We start from the raw sequence: 18,212 nt of genomic DNA on the forward strand, positions 1-18,212 counted from the left end.
ATTCAAAACAATGATTTTGTAGATTGAATGGGATAGAGGACTAAATGGCAGAACCTGGACATTCACACAACCATGGTTGGAAAATAGCAGGGAAGGGAAAACTCTCTACTGGGTTTTCCTTCCATCCTAAACTTGCGGAGTGGTTACAAACATACACAAACATTCCAAAGGATGCAGAATTGGAAATTTTGGAAGTGAGTTGTGGAGAAGTAAGTTGTCCTACGGAAGAAACGTTGATTGTCTGGGACAAACAAGAGTTTCGTATCTCTCGTAAAAAAGAAATGATTTCTAAAATGGATGTGGACTTATCTTGGAAACGCTTTGTTGGGAAATCGTAAAGGGTACTGTAAGTAAGACATGACCATAAACGTTAATTGAGATTTGCCCTTTGTATGTTGCCTCGCATTATGTGAATAAGAACTTTATTTGAATGCTGTTAATTGCAGTGCAAATAACACGTCATCTCTGCATTGATATCCGCATTGCAATGATCGTATACGTTTTCTCATGTAATACTGATTTCTATTATCATTTCAGTCTATTTGCGATTTAAGTAACGATTGAATTGTTTTGTATTCGATATTGTAAAAATGAATTTTGAAGGAATGAAGATGATTGTTGCGAATTTAAAAAGTGTTTTGGTCATTTCTATTTTGGTTACACTTTCGATGATGTGCAATTCAACAGATAGATCGAACGTGATCAATTATGAATCAAAAGGGAACCTTAAGGTTATAAATCCAATCAATTGTATTGCTTTATCAGAATTAAAATCAAATATCACTCCCCCTGATCTATATTATGGAATTCGAAATTGTATTGAAAATGAAAATTATTCTTTTGGTTTTAAATTACAAGCATTAGCGGGTGTTTATGGAAGGTATGATAGTTTAAGAGTGACAGACACTACCGCTCACCAAGCGAATACAACTTTAAGAATCAATTTTCTTGGAAATCTTAGCGAATCTAAAATCTCAAAATACCAAGAATTTGTAAAAAATAATTATATTTCCAATAGCGAAAATATGGAAGCACTTTGTAAAGAAATTATAACCATAGGAAAACCTAATTATTTCCCCGATTATATGATTTCACATGGATTAAGAGGATATTCTGTCGGAAATAATGGAATCAATGAAAGTTTCAATGGAGAGGCATCTTGGAAACAAACGTTGGATTCTTATTTGCATTGTAAAATCGAATAAGATGGGCAGATGCAAAGTAGGAATCAATCATAAGGACCCTAAATGAATCAAATTCTATTAGAAGTTGTTCCGAGAGATGTCTCTGTTGTTTTACAGGAAGTAGGTTTTGTAAAAAACAAATTTAAGCAAATCACAGGTATTAACATCCCTGATTTGTTACGTTTTGAAAATAGGAGTTGGGACGTGGCCTCAGTGGTTCGCCCTATCTTTCCAAATGTAATCCCTCATATTCGTGCCATCGATTTTGATTTAGATCATTGTGAAGAAATCATCGAAACATTAAATCAATCCCAAATTTCTTCTGTGCTTGTGATCAAAGGTGATCCACCGACTGATATGTCAAAACAAGTTTATCCAACAACAACCATTAAACTGATCAAGAAACTTAAAAAAGAAATACATCATTTGAAAGTGTATGCAGCGATTGACCAGTACCGTGTGGGGATCAAAGACGAGTTTGACTACATAGAAATGAAGAAGGATGCAGGAGCCGATGGATTTTTGACACAACCTTTTTTTGATATGAGACTTATTGATATATTCTCGGAAAAACTGAAAGGGACGGAAGTGTATATCGGTGTCAGTCCTGTGGTCACTGATAAATCACAAAGTTATTGGGAATCTAGGAATCGGGCCTATTTCCCGAAAGAGTTCCGTCCGAGTTTGGAATGGAATGTGAAATTTGCAAAGGATGTACTTTCTTATTGTTCTGAGAATGGAATGAATGCCTATCTTATGCCAATCCGCATCAATGTTGAGGAGTACTTACAGCGGGTATTTAATTGAGGCAATTAAAGTAGTCATCGGTTAGAACTATTTTTTATGAATGTGATCCTATTTCATATAGGACTCATTGTATTAACTACGTATTCAATTAGTGATATGCAAGTGTTACCGGATTTTTTTAGATTGGGTGGTTGTTCATTGTAATGCGAATAACTGGAATGGGAGTCGGCTAATTGCAATGCGGATAACATACAAGAGTTGCCGTGATATACCCAACGCGCATATCATATCCATCCCCAGAATTTATCTGAAACTCGATTATTACCGGATATAAGATTGTTATACAAATTGCAATTATAACACCAGCTTTTTCCCGAGCCTTCCCCTGCGCCAGCGATTGAAGCGGAAATCTTTTCCCTATAGGTATGGATTCTGAAAACCTTTACATGTTGGAAAAATTGGAGCGAAAAGCGCGGTCGTTATAAAATTGATTATAAGTCATCTAACGAATGCGAGGCGCCCCTAGCAAAAGAAGGTACCGATTTCGTTCCGTTAGATCTTGGAAATGTGGATTGGAAACTTGTCCCTTTACTGGTTGGAACGCGAAGGTGTGACTGGCATATAGTACTTGAGTCCTAAGTTTCCTTGGATCTCAGGTGCCCATAGTTCGTCGAGTGTGCGACCTGCTTCTCTCGCATTGATGGGAACTCGCACCATACCTTCAAATGTAATATTACTATTGGAAATACTGATCCCTGGAGTCACATAGACTTGTCTTCCTACGAAGTTTGTGCGTGAGGGTTCTTGGGCACGGATGGAAGTGTTAAAACGATTGGTGTAATCAGAAGATTCAAACCTGTGTAATTCCGAAAGTTGCAAAAACAACTCCCAACGTGAATTTTTAATAAAGGAAAATAAATTCCGGTTGAGGCGGTATTTGATTCGCACTTTTGATTCTGCCACATCCACGTAGCCATTGGATCCTTGGTTGAGTGACATACCGATGCTCAGACCTAAATCAAGTGTGAATCCATTGCGGTAATACACATAGGTTACATTTGGTTGGTATGATAAAAGTGCTGCATTGGAACGTTCTGGTCTTACATCAAAATTCCCTTCAGGATTACGGTAGGGGTTTGAGGTTGTAAATGGGATCACTGGAGAAAAAATCTGAATCCCTGCCATGGGGTCATTGGATTTGGAAAAATCAGAATTGGATCCCAATTCGAGTTCCTTTGGGAAACGAAAGGGGATCAGTATCGCCAAATTTCCGTTATGTGAATTACCAACTTGGAAAAGGGACGAACGAGGATCAGTAAAAGAGTAACTAGAAAAAAACGGAAGTCCTTGTGCTAAAATGGTAAGGCTCGTCATCGAGACGAGAAAGGAGATGAGAACTATCTTTTTTAGCATCTAAAAGCATTTCTGCCTGATTTTCCTTTGTTTGGCAATGAAATTTGCTTTCTTCTCTGTCTTTTTTTGTTATAAGTGAGACCGATGAATCAAAACGATACGAAAGTAGAACAATTTGGACCTTGCACCATCCCAAACCCAGCGGGTTATGATTATTGGACAGAAGACAATTCAGTTGTCTTGTTTCAAACCATCTTTTCTGGAGCAGAAGATGCCAAAAAAACAGTTGAGACAAGTCCGGTATTTTTTGAACAAGCTGGTCCAAAAGAAAAAATCTACTTTAAACCGGAAGAAGTGACAGCAGGCATCGTGACCTGTGGTGGACTTTGCCCCGGCATCAATGATGTGATCCGTGCTCTTGTCATGGAATTACACTATCGTTACAAAGTTCCAAGGATTCTTGGATTTCCATTTGGGTATGAAGGTCTTGTTAAAAAATTTGGACACAGACCGATTGAACTCACACCTGATAAAGTGGCTCATATCATGAATTTTGGTGGGTCCATCCTTGGTTCGTCTCGGGGCAACCAAAAGATAGAAGAAATGGTAGATACTTTATTTTTATATGGAGTGAAGATGTTGTTTTGTATTGGTGGAGATGGAACTCTTCGAGGTGCCCAGGCCATCCAAGAAGAAGTGAGAAAACGAAAAGAAGACATCGCCATTGTTGGGATTCCGAAAACTATCGATAACGATATCAATTATGTCCAAAAAACGTTTGGGTTTTCGACTGCGTTTAGTAAGGCGGTGGAAGCAGTCAACTGCGCACATGAAGAAGCAAAAGGGGCACCAAATGGAATTGGCCTTGTGAAACTGATGGGTCGTCATTCTGGGTTCATTGCTGTCAACTCTGCCTTGGCTTCCAAAAATGTGAACTTTGTCCTCATCCCAGAACAAGATTTTGATTTAGAAGGAGAAGGGGCATTTTTACCAGTTTTAAAGGATCGAGTGCAAAGAAGGGGGCATGCTGTTGTCATCATTGCGGAAGGAGCAGGACAAAAGTACTTTGAAGACAAAGGGGAAAAAGACCAATCTGGTAACAAAAAACTCGCTGATGTGGGTGTGTTTATGAAAGAGAAAATCACAGAGTACTTCAAAAAAGAAGGTGTTGCACTCAATCTAAAGTACATCGACCCAAGTTACATCATTCGATCTGTTCCTGCCAATGCAGAAGATTCGGTCTTCTGTGGGTTTTTAGCACAAAACGCGGTTCATGCGGCGTTTGCTGGTCGCACTGGTTGTGTGGTAGGGATTTGGAATAATGTATTCACTGTGATGCCGATCTCACTTGCCATTGCAGAACGAAAGGTATTACGACCAGAGCGGAGTACGTTATGGCGAGCACTCCTTGCCTCCACAGGCCAACCAAATACGATGAAGGCGAAAGGCTGAAAAAAGAAAGATTTTTCTCTTCCACTGGAATCGGGCTTTCGTCTAACTGGTAAGTGAACCGTATGAAACCGAAGCAAACAAAGGAACTAAGAATTGTCAGTGCCATTCTACTGACTTCCATTGCCTTTGTGTTGGTTTGTACGGCTGGATTTTTCACATGTCCCAAATTCGGTATAACTCAAACAAGTAGTGAAACTGCAGATTCTCAAGATTACGTCATGCCTTGCCATGCAGATTCGAAAGAGGCAGGGGATTCAAATGAAACGCCGAATGGAAATTCTTGTCAATGCAATGAAGTTTCAAATTCGGATGGAATACGTTTTCAAATAGAGTTTTCTAAATTAGTACGTGTCTTCATTCAAAAACTGTATTTGCCTTCACAAGTCGAAATACCAATTTCAAATTTTGCATTTCAAATATTTCAATCAAACGCTGATACTTTCCATAACGATTTTATAACCCTACAAAAAACCATAAAACTTCTCATTTAAACCATTTCGATTTTTTTGATTAAAATTGGAGGTAATTTATGGGAAATCATTACATACATATATTAAAATATACTGCATTACTTATTTATTTTGTCTTTTTTGTTCAAGTAGATGCAAGTAACCTAGACAGTCCAAGTGGCATTGACGGCAAAATCAACGAATTATTGAAAAAACATCCAGAAGTATCGTTGAAGTTTTTGGAAGCGAAAGAAAAAGAATTTCGTTCCAAACATGCAGATGTATACCCAGATCCAAAAATTGGATTTGCATACAGATCCTATCCTTACAGATCAGGATTTGATACCGATCGCGCTAGACCTGATACTCCCAGTATGACTGGGAAAGAATATTCCATCTCACAAGAAATTCCATTCCCAGGAAGATTGAATTTAGAAAAACAAATTCTAAAAAACGATTCGGAACTGGATTATTGGAGTGGCGTTTGGATCCAAAATGAATTCATTCGAACATACTTTGAATTAATTTTGTCCGTTGCAGCAATTGAAAGAGAAATAAATGATCTGGAAAATATTGAAAAACAACTTTATACCAAAGTAAAATTGGAATCCTCGCAATACGTTTCAGAACAGTTTAAATTATCCAATGTTCTCAAAACTAAAAATCAAATTGAAAGAATCAAGGATAGAGTGATTGAGAAAACAATTACTTTAAAAGAATTAAAACAATCCCTTGATTTTTATTCAATATATATAGGTACCAATTCCATTACTGAAGAAGAGATTATTGCGTATCTGACAAAAAAAGAAAGTAACATTGAGCAGGAATTGTCAGGAGATTCGTTATCGAAGTTTCCACTCATCCAATATGCTGAGGTGAACCAAACGAAGGCAATTGTAGAATCTAAAAAAGATGAGATCTTACACTTACCGGATTTTGAAGTATTCGTGAGTTATATGCAACGAAGGCGTAAACCTTTTTTACTTGATAGTGGACCTTTGAACCTAGCCATTATGGATAATCCTGAGTTTGCTGGTGATCTTTGGAGTGCAGGTGTGACCATTCGAGTGCCTGTATGGTCTTTGTCAAAAGTAGATGAATTGAATCAATCCAATGCCTTTAAAGTGATGAGGTTACAAAAAGAAAAAGAAAAAGAACGGATTCGACTTAAGGTAGAATACCAAGCAACGATTGAATCATGGTTAGGGAATAAACAAAGACTTAATAACTTCAAAAATAATCTTTTGCCGTCTTATCAAAAGAATATAAAATCATCACTTTCATCGTATGCTAAAGGAGATAGCGTATTGGGTGAGAGTTACGATTTTATCGCTGAATCATTAGAAATGCAATCCCAAGTGCATCAAATCCAATTCAAACGTTGGTCATCTGTTTTAAAATTATTGCAACTAACAAATCATTTGTTGCCTGAAGGAGAAAATCATGAAGGTTAAATATATTCTATTTCCCATCCTCATTGTGTCTTTATTTTTGGTTTCCTGTGGTGAAACTGTTCATAATCATAAAGATATTTATACTTGTCCGATGCATCCTCAAATTGAAATGGACCATCCAGGAGAATGTCCGATTTGTGGCATGACACTTGTAAAAAAGGAAGATCCACTCCTTGAGCCTGAATCTGAGCATGCAAACCATACCCAATCAAAAGAGCCTGACTTAAAACTATCAGAGAATAAACAATCCATTCTCAATTTAGATACGGTTCTTGTGACAAGGGGAGCCATTAGTAAAACGATCAATCTCAGTGGGCAAGTCGCTTATGATCCTGAAATTTTTTCGACTGCCAATGAATACAAGTCAATTGGTTCTGGGAACGAATGGGGGAGGGAAATTCGAGAGGGAATTCGTTTGCGATTCACCAAATTGGGGTTAAGTGAAAAACAGATCCAATACATCCTTTCTAAAAATGCAAATCTATTTTTAACGGGTAGGTCAAACCACACAGCCTTATTAGTTTTCCAAGTGTATGAAAATGATCTCTCCTATTTAAAAGTAGGAAAGTTCATAGATTTAGTTAATCCAATCGAAACAAATACTCAACCAAAAGCAAAAATTGTGGCAATGGGAAATTTGATCAACCAAGACACACGGACATTGTCTGTTTGGTGCGAGGTGAAAGATCCCCAAGAATATTTTAAACCACAGATGTATGTACAAGGGACCTATGGGATAGAAAAGACGAATGTTTTAAGAATTCCAAAAGAATCCATTCTTCCTACAGGCAAATCCGATTTGGTGTATCAGAAAACTGAATCCAACCATTATGCTCCCAAAAAAATAAAAGTTGGGTTTTCTTCTGCAGAATGGGTCGAGGTACAGGAAGGTTTAGTAGAAAATGATGAAATTGTCTCCAAAGCAAATTTCCTTTTAGATTCAGAATCAAAATTAAAGTTAGGTGGTGATAAAAATGATCAGCACAATCATTAGGTTCTCCGCAAACAATCGGTATTTGGTCATCATCACGGCATTATTTTTTGTATTAATGTCGGTTTTTGCAATGAAACACATCCCATTGGATGCTTTACCTGATATGTCTGATACACAGGTGATTATCTATTCCAAATGGGATCGTAGTCCAGATATCATCGAAGACCAAGTGACTTATCCAATCGTCAGATCATTGTTAGGAGCTCCCAAGGTAAAGGCGATCCGAGGATTTTCCGATTTTGGTTATTCCTTTGTTTATGTAATCTTTGAAGATGGAACTGATTTGTATTGGGCACGTTCGCGAGTGAACGAATACATTTCCCAATTGCAAAATAATTTGCCAACGGGAGTAAACTTAAGTTTAGGACCTGACGCTACGGGTGTTGGTTGGATCTACCAATACGTTTTAGTCGATGAAACAAACCAAATGGATTTGGCTGAAATTCGTTCGTTCCAAGATTTTAAATTGAAGTACCTTCTAAATTCTATCCCTGGAGTGGCGGAAGTTGCCACTGTGGGAGGGTTTAAAAAACAATACCAAATCCAAATTGATCCTTTAAAATTACAAATATTTGGAATCGATATGGACCGTGTCATTGATACAGTTCGTAAATCAAATGATGACATAGGCGCTAGGTTACTCGAAATTGGTGGAGCTGAATACATGATCCGTGTGAGAGGGTATGTTCAGTCCAAAGAAGACATCGAACAAATCTCGTTAGGTGCCGATTCCTTGGGAACTCCTATTTATTTATCACAAGTTGCGACAATTGTAGATGGCCCTGACTTAAGGCGAGGTGTTGGTGATTGGAATGGTGAAGGGGACCAAGTCTCTGGGATCATCATCATGAGGCATGGTGAAAATGCACTTCGAGTCATTGAATCAGTGCAAGATAAAATCAAATCAATGGAAGCTTCTTTACCCAAAGGTTTAAAAATTAAACCAGTGTATGATCGTTCCATCCTTATCAACGAAACCATTCGTGTATTAAAGGAAAAGTTAACAGAGGAAATCATTGTTGTTTCCATCATCATCTTAATATTCCTTTGGCACATTCCATCTGCGATCGTTCCGATCCTTACCATACCAATCGCAGTCATCCTTTCTTTTTTGCCCATGTATTTGGCTGACATTGGTTCCAATTTGATGTCCTTGGCAGGGATTGCTTTATCGATTGGAGTCCTTGTGGATGGGGCAATCGTGGAGGTAGAAAATGCTTATAAAAAATTGGAAGAATGGGAATCATCTGGCAGAGTGGGTGACTTTCATGCCATTCGACTGGAAGCATTACTGGAAGTAGGGCCTTCCGTATTCTTTTCTCTTCTCATCATCGCCGTTGCTTTTTTTCCTATTTTTACTTTAGTTGACCAAGAGGGAAAATTATTTAGACCTCTTGCCATTTCGAAGAATTTAACCATGGCGATCGCTGCGATCCTTGCGATTACTGTAGATCCTGCGTTTCGAATGTTATTCACGCGGATGGATCCCTTCACAAAGTTTACACCTGTTGTCAATTCTCTGTTAACAACTATTTTTGTAGGGAAGTATCATTCAGAGAAAAACCATCCGATTAGCAAACGTTTGTATTTAGTGTACGAACCTGTGGTGAAAATGGTTTTGAACCATCCCAAAAAGACAATTCTCTCTGCAGTTTTGTTATTTCTTTTGACAGTTCCGATTTATTTTAAATTGGGAACTGAGTTTTTGCCTCCACTCAATGAAGGTTCCATTTTGTATATGCCTACCACACTTCCTGGGATTAGTATTGGAGAAGCCGAACGAGTGTTAAAGATCATGGATCAGAAGTTGGTTCGTTTTCCGGAAGTAGAATCTGTTTATGGAAAAGCTGGAAGGGCAGATACATCCACAGATCCATCTCCCATTTCAATGTTTGAGATCGTTGTCACTCTCAAACTAGAGAAGGATTGGAGGCCAGGGCTTACCAAAGAAGAACTTGTGAAACAAATTAACGAACAAATGGAGATCCCAGGTTTTTCGAATGCTTGGACTCAGCCAATCCGTGCTCGTATTGATATGTTGTCTACGGGGATTCGAACTCCGATCGGTATAAAAGTGTTAGGTGAGAATCTGGAAGAAATCCAAGAGGTTGGAATCCATATTGAAACTGCTTTGAAAAAAGAAAAAAATGTTCGTTCTATCTTTGCTGAAAGAACATCTGGCGGTTATTATATTGATATTAAAATCAAAAGGGAACTTGCTGCCAAGTATGGATTAACCATCGAAGACATCCAAAAAACAATTCTATCTGCTTTGGGTGGAGAAACCATCTCCACAACCATTGAAAAACGAGAGAGGTATTCCATCCAAATTCGATATCCCAGGGAATACCGTGATAGTCTGGAAATGATTTCAAAAGTACTCATTCCAATTCCAAATCGTGGGCATATCCCACTTAGTTACTTGGCAACTCTTGAATACAACATAGGACCTACTATGATCAGAGATGAGAATGGATTTTTGACAGGTTATGTGTATGTGGATACAACGGACACGGATTTACTCGGATTTGTGGATCGTCTGAAGACGGTCGTTGAAAAAGAAGTGAGTCTTCCCAAAGGAGTATTTTTGGAGTGGAGTGGGCAGTATGAAAATATCATTCGCGTTAGAAACCGGATGATGATTGTGGTACCCATAACGCTTATCTTGATATTTTTTCTTTTATATCTCAATACAAAGTCTGTTATCAAGACGGCAATCGTATTAACCGCAGTTCCTTTTTCGATGATAGGCGCCTTTTGGTTGTTATATGTTTTAGATTACCAAATTTCAGTTGCCGTTTGGGTAGGAATCATTGCACTTCTCGGGTTAGATGCGGAAACTGGAGTATTTATGCTCATGTATTTGGATCTCTCTTATGAGAAACATAAATCTCAACATTCAAATTTGAGTTTACCGGATCTAAAACTAGCCATTATCGAGGGAGCAGTGCACCGAATACGACCCAAAATGATGACAGTTCTTTCTGGATTCATAGGTTTATTGCCAATCATGTGGGCGACGGGTTCTGGTTCTGACCTAATGAAACGGATAGCAGCACCGATGGTTGGTGGGCTCGTCACAAGTTTTGCACTGGAACTTGTGGTTTATCCAGCCATCTATTATCTGTGGAAACAAAAAGAGATGTTGTTAGAAAAAAGTTCATGAGTGAACGAATTTACAGATTAGAATCAAAAAATAGCTGAAGGTTCCCCTTCAGCTATTCTCTACTTTTTTTTGGAACTTAAGGATATTGTCTCTGATCTCTTCTTCTTTTTTGTGAAGTTCGTTTAGAAACTCGGTATCCAAAATCATTTCTGGTTTTTTGATGAACTTACTTTCATCGTAATTGTCTATTTCGTATAACAGATCTTCGATGTTTGATTCTACTTTGACCAAACTTTGGATCGATTCCACTACCTTTTTGTTTACAAATAGGATTTCTTTGAATCGTAAGATGTAATGTTGGAATCTGTTTTCGCGGATCATGGCTTGTCTTTGCATTTCCTTGACCACTTCGCGTTCTTTTAATACTTCTTTTTTTTCGACAAGGATTTGGTTTTTGAAGATTCGGATTAAATTTTCCGTCTCCAATTTATAATTTTCAAAACTACTGTTATGATTGTTTTGAAGGTCTTCCATTTGTTTGCGAAATTCTTTTTCTCGCAATCTGTCTTGTTCTTTGCGTAATTTGTCAGAGGTTTGCAGTGCGTTTTTAACTCGTGTTTCAATGACTGCATCTAACATCGCTTTGTGCAGTTTGTCCAAACGGAGAAACACTGCCATTGCATATAGAATGCGTCTCATAAAATCTCCTTTCTCTTTAGTTTAGACGGATGATAAAGAGAGAAAGGTCATCATGTGGTTCCGCTTCTCCCACAAATTCACTTACTTTTTGTAAGATTGCTTGCCGAATCACTTCTGGTGGATCGTTGATATGAGATAGAATCACAGACTCAAGCCTTTCTTCTGAAAAGAGTTCTTCTTTTAGATTCATGGCTTCCGTCACACCATCGGTGTACAATACAAGTAAATCACCTGGCAAATAACTGACAGTATGTTCCGAAAATTCACATTTTCCAATGCCCATCGGTTGGCCTTTACCCGATAAGTGTTGGATCTTATGGTGTTTTTTGCGATAGATGATTTGTAAATTATGACCAGCAGAAGAATAGGTTAATTCTTTTTTTGTCATATTGATACGCACTAACATCGCTGTGACAAACATTAGAAAACCAGATTTGTCTTGTAGGATTTGGTTGGCATTAAAGAGAGCTTCACTTGTCGAAGTGGTTTTTGAAACTTCTTGTTGTAATACGGTTTTGGAAAATTCCATAAACAGTGCAGCAGGAGTTCCTTTCCCAGAAACATCGGCGATGATGACTGACACTTCATCTTTCCCATGTACTACCATATCGTAAAAGTCTCCACCGATCTCACGAGATGCTTGGTAGTAGGTATCAAATTCGAGAAGTGAGTATTGTTTAGGAATGATAGGAAGTGAGTGTTTTTGGATCATGGCTGCGACTTGCATGTCACGATCGATGTTTTTCAAACGTTCACTTTGGATCTTCACCTGTAACGCTGTATAGGCTTCACCGACTTGGTTTGTCAGAGTACGAAGGATTCGAATGTCCATTTCATCAAAACGAGTACGAGATGTTTTGTCCGAAACAACAAGAGAACCTAACCATTCTTTGTTCTTTAGAATGGGAAGTAAAATCATACTGTGTTGGAAGAGTCCCTTGTGAGTGAGTTGCATCCCTTGTGGTGAATTGGCGGTAATGACCTTAAACCCTTTGAACATCCAATCTGATTTATCGTTGAAGAGAAGTCCTACTACATCTTCGTCTTGGATTTGGTCGGAAAATCCTTTGGATTTGGATCGTGGTAATCCTCGTTTCTCAATCTTTTCAAAGTTGAGGCAAACTCTGTCCACTTGTAAAACATCGGAGATGGTTTTGACGGCAAGGTCCATAAATTCATCTGAACTTTGGATATTGGCAAGTGCTTGTGAAATTTGGAAGAGGCAATTGAGTTCGTTTGCTCTTAAATTTAAGTTATCAATGAGAAGACGGTTTTTGACAGCAATGGCTGCTAAATTAGAGAGGTAACGTAGGATCTTGATATCGGTTTGGGTGAAGTCACGATTGTCGAGGGAGTTTACAGCTTCGAGTACACCTTGTACTTCGCCTTGAGCAATCATTGGTACACAAATTAAATTACGAGTGACATAGCCAACTTTTTGGTCGATCGCTTTGAAGATTCTTGGGTCGTTTGCTGCATCATTTACGATTTCTGGTTTTAGTGTTTCAAGCACCATACCGGCGATCCCCTTTCCCCTAGGAACTGTTAGGTGAGCAAGGGATTCTTCTTTTAACCCACTTGTTGTATTAAAAACAAGTTGGTCATTTTCCTTATCGTAGAGGAGTAGGGAGGAACCTTCCGTATGTAACACATCACGAGTGATCCCCATTATTTCACTGAGAAGGGTGTTTAGATCTTCTTGCGAATTGATTCGACTCGTTATATCTGAAATCAGACTTAATGTTAAAAGTTTCGTAGGCATCCAAATCTATCCTTGTTCGATCAAACTTCCTATCCCTTGGTTAGTCAAAATTTCAATTAAGACGGAATGAGGCACTCGACCATCGATGATGTGAGCTCGTTTGACACCAGAATCAATCGCACCCAAACAACACTCTACTTTTGGTATCATGCCACCAGAGATCTGTCCAGTTTTTATGTAACCATGAATGTCGGCTTTTTTGAGACCCGTTACCAATTGGCCATCAATTAGGATCCCTGGTGTGTCTGTGAGTAAAATGAGTTTGTCTGCATGGAGTGCTTGTGCAATTGCTCCTGCCATCGTGTCGGCATTGATATTGAGAGTTTGGCCTTCTTTTGACATGGCTACTGGGGATATGATCGGAATAAAACCTTCACGTTGTAAGGTGAGGATGATATTTGGGTCAACAGAAGTGATTTCTCCCACAAGACCTAGGTCAACTTTTTGGGTTTTCCCATCTTCCCCTTCGACTTCCATCAAATATTTTTCGGCAATGGCAAGACCTCCGTCCTTTCCCGAAAGACCAACAGGTTTTCCTCCCTTTTCTTGGATGAGGGAAACAATTTGTTTGTTTACTTTTCCAGTGAGAACCATCTCTACCACTTCCATAGTGGCCTCATCTGTTACTCGATGGCCACGGATGAATTGTGTGTTGAGATTTAATGATTTGATGAGAGAATTGATCTCAGGGCCACCACCGTGAACCACCACAGGATTGATGCCTAAGTACTTGAGTAAAACAATGTCTTCTGCAAAGGAAGCTTTGAGTTCTTCCTCCACCATGGCCGCCCCACCATATTTGATGACGATGGTTTTTCCAGAATATTTGATCAAATAGGGAAGTGCTTCTAAGATATGATTGATTTTTTCTGATTGGTGGTCCATAAAAGTCCTCATTTATGATAATGAATTTTAAAGCCGCCGTTGTGCAAGTCACAAGTGCAGCAAGAGTTTCAAATAACCTAACTAAGTGTAGGCAACTTGTGGAAGGTGCGGCTAAGGCCGGTGCCAAAGTCATTGGCCTACCTGAAAATTTTTCTTTTATGGGAAGTGAAGCTGAAAAACAAAACCTACTTGGTCAAATTGAGGAAGAAACCTTTTCCTTTTTAAAAGAAACCGCGATGGACCTTGGGATTTATCTTTTGGGAGGAGGATTCCCCACAAAAGCACCTACAGGAAAAGTGTTCAACACGGCTGTCATTGTAAATCCCAAAGGTGAGGAAGTGTTCCGTTACCACAAAGCCCATTTATTTGATGCAGTTGTGGGAGATGGATTTCCATACAAAGAATCCAATCACACGGAAGCGGGAGAAAAAGTCCCCGATGTGATACCTACCGAATATGGAAACATATCCTCTGCCATTTGTTACGACCTAAGGTTTCCCGAACTTTTCCGTGCCTTATCCAAACAAGGTGTCGATTTGTGTTTTTTACCTGCTGCATTTACAGTGCCAACAGGAGAAGCCCATTGGCATGTTCTCCTCCGAGCAAGGGCGATTGAAAATTTAATGTATGTTCTCGCACCTGGCCAGACAGGAACACATGATCCTCATGGCAAACGTAAGACCTTTGGCCATTCACTCATCATCTCTCCGTGGGGAGAGATTTTAGCTGAGCTCGATTTTGAAGAAGGGTTTGCCATCGCCGAGATCGAAATGGATCGATTGTCTGAGATCCGTTCTACTTTACCGAGTTTGCACCACCGAAGGTTTGGAATTTAGAAAAAGGACTTCTTTGTCGAAGAAGATTTTTTCATCAAAAGAAAGTCCTTCATCACTTTCTCAGCTGCTTTTTGTTTTTCCATGTGTACAAAGTGTCCGCATTCTGAAAACAATACAGCTTTTACATGAGGTGTTGTTCTTTCTAATTCCATCACATCCTTACCAGGAATGATGGGATCTTCTTCCCCTCGCATGATGAGTGTTGGTACTTGGTTCCCAAATACAATGGGTCGAATGTCTGTGCGGTCGAGCATCTCAAGGATCATGAGGATCTGCCTTGGGTTCAAACATTCAAATTGTGGGTTGTATTCTTTTAAGAATTGTTTGATGTCTTCTCTTGCATGGAACGCACTTGAATCATACACTCCATAGGAAAAACCTATCTGTAAGGCTTTAGGTAATGATTTTCCAATTTTAAATCCTAGGTCAAAAAAAGTTCCTAAATTGGCACGTAACCCCATCACTCCGATTTTTAAGATCCCAGGGACTGGTCCGTGCACATAGGGGGCGATTGCGATCACTTGTTTGATGCGTTGTGGAAAAAGGGACGCAATGGCAAGGACTGCCATCCCACCTGTGGAGTGGCCAACGAGTGTGATTTCTTTTTCCCCGGCAGATGCCCAAATCCCTTGTGCCTGTGTTTCTAAAAAATCCTGGAGGGTAAGGCCTTTTTTTTGGTCAAAAATTTCTGCTGGATAATGACCAACTAAGTCAAGTTCGATGACATCGCCCAATTGGCGAAAAAATGGAATATTGAGTCCCCAATACCCTGCAGCAGAACACCATCCTCCAACAAGAACAATTGTTTCCTTGGATTTTGGATTCAGGGATTTATGCCGAACGTATGTTAGTCTGTGGTTTTTCCAATTATATGTTTGTCTTTCTGACATATGGTCCTCTAGTCTTCAATGATACGAGGGAAGGATCCCAAAATTTTTGTGACTACTTCATAGTTGATGGTTCCAGTCCACGTGGCATGGTCATCTGCTGAGATCACTTCATTCCCTGACTTACCTAAAATTACAACATCGTCTCCAATTTTCGCTTCCGGAATGTGAGTGATGTCAAGCATACTCATGTTCATACAAATTCTACCCAAAATTTTAGCTCGTTCTCCTCGAATTAACATATAACCATGGTTAGATAATTTTCTATCCAATCCTTCATAATACCCAACCGGCACAACAGCAAGCCTTGTTTCATGAGTGGTTTTGAAAGTGGATCCATAACCAACAAAGGTTCCTGGGTTAAGGTTTTGGATGTGTTGGATTTGTGTTTTCCAACTGAGAGCAGGTTTTAACATTCCCACATCTTTTTTCATAAGAGAAAGTGAAAGTTTGGTTTCGAGACTGGGCCATAGTCCATAAAGAGAAATTCCAACTCTTACTAAGTCCATACGTGCTTCTGAAAATAACATCGCCGATGCAGAGGAGGCGCAATGGCAAATGAGATCGATAAACCCGTGTTTAGCGAATGTATCGATGGTTTCTTGGAACCTTCCCAGTTGTAACATGGAATAACTATGTTCGGTAAAATCTTCCGTACTCGCAAAATGGGTAGCAATCCCTGAAAGTGGGAGTTTTTTTTCTGAAATTTCTTTGGCGAGGACTTCCGCATTCTGGAAGGGAATACCCAAACGACTCATCCCGGTATCTACCTTTAAATGGATTTTGGGAGTAGGAGAAAGTTTGGCCAAAATTTCAATTTCTTCAATCCTAGAAACCATCACCCAAAAGTTTTCATCCGCTAGTTCTGCCTTTCTTTCCTGTAAATTGGGAATACTTCCCAAGATGAGGATGGTCGCTTTGGCAAACACACGCCGAATGGAAACCGCTTCTTCAAGTGAATTGACACCCAAATAATCGGCACCTGCGTCGAGGGCAATGGATGCGGTAGCAAGTAACCCATGTCCATATGCATTGGATTTAATAATGGCTGTGAATTTTGTTTTAGAACCAATGAGTTTTCGAAAAAGAGCGATGTTATGGCTAAAAGCGGAACGAGAGAGGTAAATCCGAGAAGATTGCACGGTCCCATTTTTTTTTACTTTTCTCTTCTGTCGCTTCAGATATTTCTATTTTTACATGTCTGAATCTCCATCTGTTTTCCCTCCCTTCCCGAAATTTTCTAACTGGAAAGGCATTTCCGAGTATTTCCCCGTACAAAAAGAATCGGTTTGGTTGAACTATTGTGGTACCACCCCTGTTTCGACCTATGCCATTCAAATGATGAATGTGTATTTAGAGGAATATGCAAAAATTGGAATCTTCACTCCTAATTTTTCGGAACCCTATATCAAAAAAGAAATTCGTGGGTATCTCTCAGAAATTTTACATTGTGATCCACCAGAGATAGGAATTGTACATAACACCAGTGAGGGGATGAATTTTTATTCTCATAGTATCCAAATTCCAAAAGGTAAACGGATTTTGGTTTTGGAAAACGAATACCCAAGTAATGTGTATCCTTGGGAACATTGGCAAAACAAAGGTGTAACATTAGGTTTTGTCAAAGTAGGGAACACTCCCAATGAATTTTTAGAAAACCTAAAACTTGAACTAGAAAAAAAGGATGTTTTCATCCTTAGTATATCACCTGTTCATTGGTGTACGGGTGTAGTGTTTGATATGGAAACTGTTTCAGCATTATGTGAACGTTATGGAACCAAACTTGTGATTGATGGAAGCCAAGCAGTTGGTCATATCCCACTTAATTTTTCCAAAATCAAAGTGGCCTTTTGTGCGTTTGCGGCTTGGAAATGGTTACTTGGTCCATTGGGATTAGGTGTGATTTATATTTCAAAAGAAGAATCGAAAGGATTCCAACTGGTATTCAAAGGACAAGCAAGTGTTGTCAACGATTCCAATTATTTTCCATATCGAGACGAATGGAAACCCGCTGCCGAACAATTTGAACAAAGTACCATCAATTTTAACGATTGGATTTATTTTTTTGCCTCCCTCAAAATGTTATCTACTCTTGGGTTCTCTCGAGTCCAGGAAAGAATTTACGAAGTAGCAGGGATGTTAAAAGACATGTTACACGAGTTAGGTTTTACTCTGGAATCAGATGCTTTCCCCGACGTCAAAACAGGAATTTTAGCCATTACAAACCACAAAGACCCTAAAAAATTCCAACCAGAAGCCATCCAGGCCCATCTCAAACAACATGGAATCATCACGGCGGTTCGCCTAGGTCGACTTCGAATGGCACCTCATATTGGGATTGAAGAAGAACATGTAAATCGTGTTAGAACCCATTTACAAACTTATTTGCAAAAATAATCAATAC

16 protein-coding genes are annotated in these 18,212 nt (G+C 39.1%); 10 read left to right on the plus strand and 6 right to left on the minus strand.

Features of this window, described 5'->3' with window-relative positions; all coding sequences use genetic code 11:
* The first annotated feature begins 44 nt into the window (after nt 1-44).
* From ND855_RS17200 to ND855_RS17210, 3 genes are all read left to right on the plus strand, one after another.
* Entirely contained in the window at nt 45-338 is a 294-nt protein-coding gene (locus ND855_RS17200; protein WP_265359464.1) for a hypothetical protein, read from the plus strand.
* Nucleotides 339-611: 273 nt separating this feature from the next.
* Nucleotides 612-1,205, plus strand: a complete 594-nt coding sequence (locus ND855_RS17205) for a hypothetical protein (protein ID WP_265359465.1) — start codon at nt 612-614, stop codon at nt 1,203-1,205.
* Between the two features lie 42 nt (nt 1,206-1,247).
* Entirely contained in the window at nt 1,248-1,991 is a 744-nt protein-coding gene (locus ND855_RS17210; protein WP_265359466.1) for a methylenetetrahydrofolate reductase, read from the plus strand.
* Between the two features lie 528 nt (nt 1,992-2,519).
* Here the strand turns inward: ND855_RS17210 and ND855_RS17215 are convergent.
* On the minus strand, nt 2,520-3,344 hold the full coding sequence (locus ND855_RS17215) for a hypothetical protein (RefSeq protein WP_265359467.1): 825 nt from the start codon (nt 3,342-3,344) through the stop codon (nt 2,520-2,522).
* An 84-nt stretch (nt 3,345-3,428) separates the two neighbouring features.
* On the opposite strand from ND855_RS17215, the gene ND855_RS17220 reads away from it, so the two are divergent.
* From ND855_RS17220 to ND855_RS17240, 5 genes are all read left to right on the plus strand, one after another.
* On the plus strand, nt 3,429-4,736 hold the full coding sequence (locus ND855_RS17220; protein ID WP_265359468.1) for an ATP-dependent 6-phosphofructokinase: 1,308 nt from the start codon (nt 3,429-3,431) through the stop codon (nt 4,734-4,736).
* Nucleotides 4,737-4,798: 62 nt separating this feature from the next.
* Nucleotides 4,799-5,227, plus strand: coding sequence for a hypothetical protein (locus ND855_RS17225; RefSeq protein ID WP_265359469.1), 429 nt, complete (start codon nt 4,799-4,801; stop codon nt 5,225-5,227).
* Between the two features lie 38 nt (nt 5,228-5,265).
* Nucleotides 5,266-6,639 (plus strand): TolC family protein, encoded by a 1,374-nt coding sequence (locus tag ND855_RS17230; protein ID WP_265359470.1) that lies wholly within the window; start codon nt 5,266-5,268, stop codon nt 6,637-6,639.
* Nucleotides 6,629-7,633, plus strand: a complete 1,005-nt coding sequence (locus ND855_RS17235; RefSeq protein WP_265359471.1) for a heavy metal-binding domain-containing protein — start codon at nt 6,629-6,631, stop codon at nt 7,631-7,633. The genes ND855_RS17230 and ND855_RS17235 overlap by 11 nt, the downstream gene beginning before the upstream one ends.
* Entirely contained in the window at nt 7,614-10,799 is a 3,186-nt protein-coding gene (locus ND855_RS17240) for an efflux RND transporter permease subunit (protein ID WP_265359472.1), read from the plus strand. The genes ND855_RS17235 and ND855_RS17240 overlap by 20 nt, the downstream gene beginning before the upstream one ends.
* Before the next feature lie 48 nt (nt 10,800-10,847).
* Here ND855_RS17240 and ND855_RS17245 read toward each other — a convergent pair whose 3' ends face one another.
* Genes ND855_RS17245 through argB form a run of 3 tightly spaced genes read right to left on the minus strand, consistent with a single transcriptional unit; the run spans nt 10,848 to nt 14,085 of the window.
* Nucleotides 10,848-11,438, minus strand: a complete 591-nt coding sequence (locus ND855_RS17245; RefSeq protein ID WP_265359473.1) for a hypothetical protein — start codon at nt 11,436-11,438, stop codon at nt 10,848-10,850.
* Between the two features lie 16 nt (nt 11,439-11,454).
* Nucleotides 11,455-13,200 (minus strand): SpoIIE family protein phosphatase, encoded by a 1,746-nt coding sequence (locus ND855_RS17250; protein ID WP_265359474.1) that lies wholly within the window; start codon nt 13,198-13,200, stop codon nt 11,455-11,457.
* Nucleotides 13,201-13,206: 6 nt separating this feature from the next.
* The gene (argB, locus tag ND855_RS17255; RefSeq protein WP_265359475.1) at nt 13,207-14,085 is read right to left on the minus strand and encodes an acetylglutamate kinase; all 879 of its coding nucleotides are present in this window, start codon (nt 14,083-14,085) and stop codon (nt 13,207-13,209) included.
* A 20-nt stretch (nt 14,086-14,105) separates the two neighbouring features.
* On the opposite strand from argB, the gene ND855_RS17260 reads away from it, so the two are divergent.
* Nucleotides 14,106-14,921, plus strand: coding sequence for a carbon-nitrogen hydrolase family protein (locus tag ND855_RS17260; protein WP_265359476.1), 816 nt, complete (start codon nt 14,106-14,108; stop codon nt 14,919-14,921).
* Here the strand turns inward: ND855_RS17260 and ND855_RS17265 are convergent.
* Nucleotides 14,918-15,811, minus strand: coding sequence for an alpha/beta fold hydrolase (locus tag ND855_RS17265; protein WP_265359477.1), 894 nt, complete (start codon nt 15,809-15,811; stop codon nt 14,918-14,920). The two genes, ND855_RS17260 and ND855_RS17265, sit on opposite strands and share 4 nt — an antisense overlap.
* An 8-nt stretch (nt 15,812-15,819) precedes the next feature.
* The gene (alr, locus tag ND855_RS17270; protein ID WP_265359478.1) at nt 15,820-16,950 is read right to left on the minus strand and encodes an alanine racemase; all 1,131 of its coding nucleotides are present in this window, start codon (nt 16,948-16,950) and stop codon (nt 15,820-15,822) included.
* Nucleotides 16,951-17,005: 55 nt separating this feature from the next.
* On the opposite strand from alr, the gene ND855_RS17275 reads away from it, so the two are divergent.
* Nucleotides 17,006-18,205 (plus strand): aminotransferase class V-fold PLP-dependent enzyme, encoded by a 1,200-nt coding sequence (locus tag ND855_RS17275; RefSeq protein WP_265359479.1) that lies wholly within the window; start codon nt 17,006-17,008, stop codon nt 18,203-18,205.
* Nucleotides 18,206-18,212 lie beyond the last annotated feature (7 nt).

The organism is Leptospira paudalimensis, assembly GCF_026151345.1.
Taxonomy (GTDB): Bacteria; Spirochaetota; Leptospiria; order Leptospirales; family Leptospiraceae; genus Leptospira_A; species Leptospira_A paudalimensis.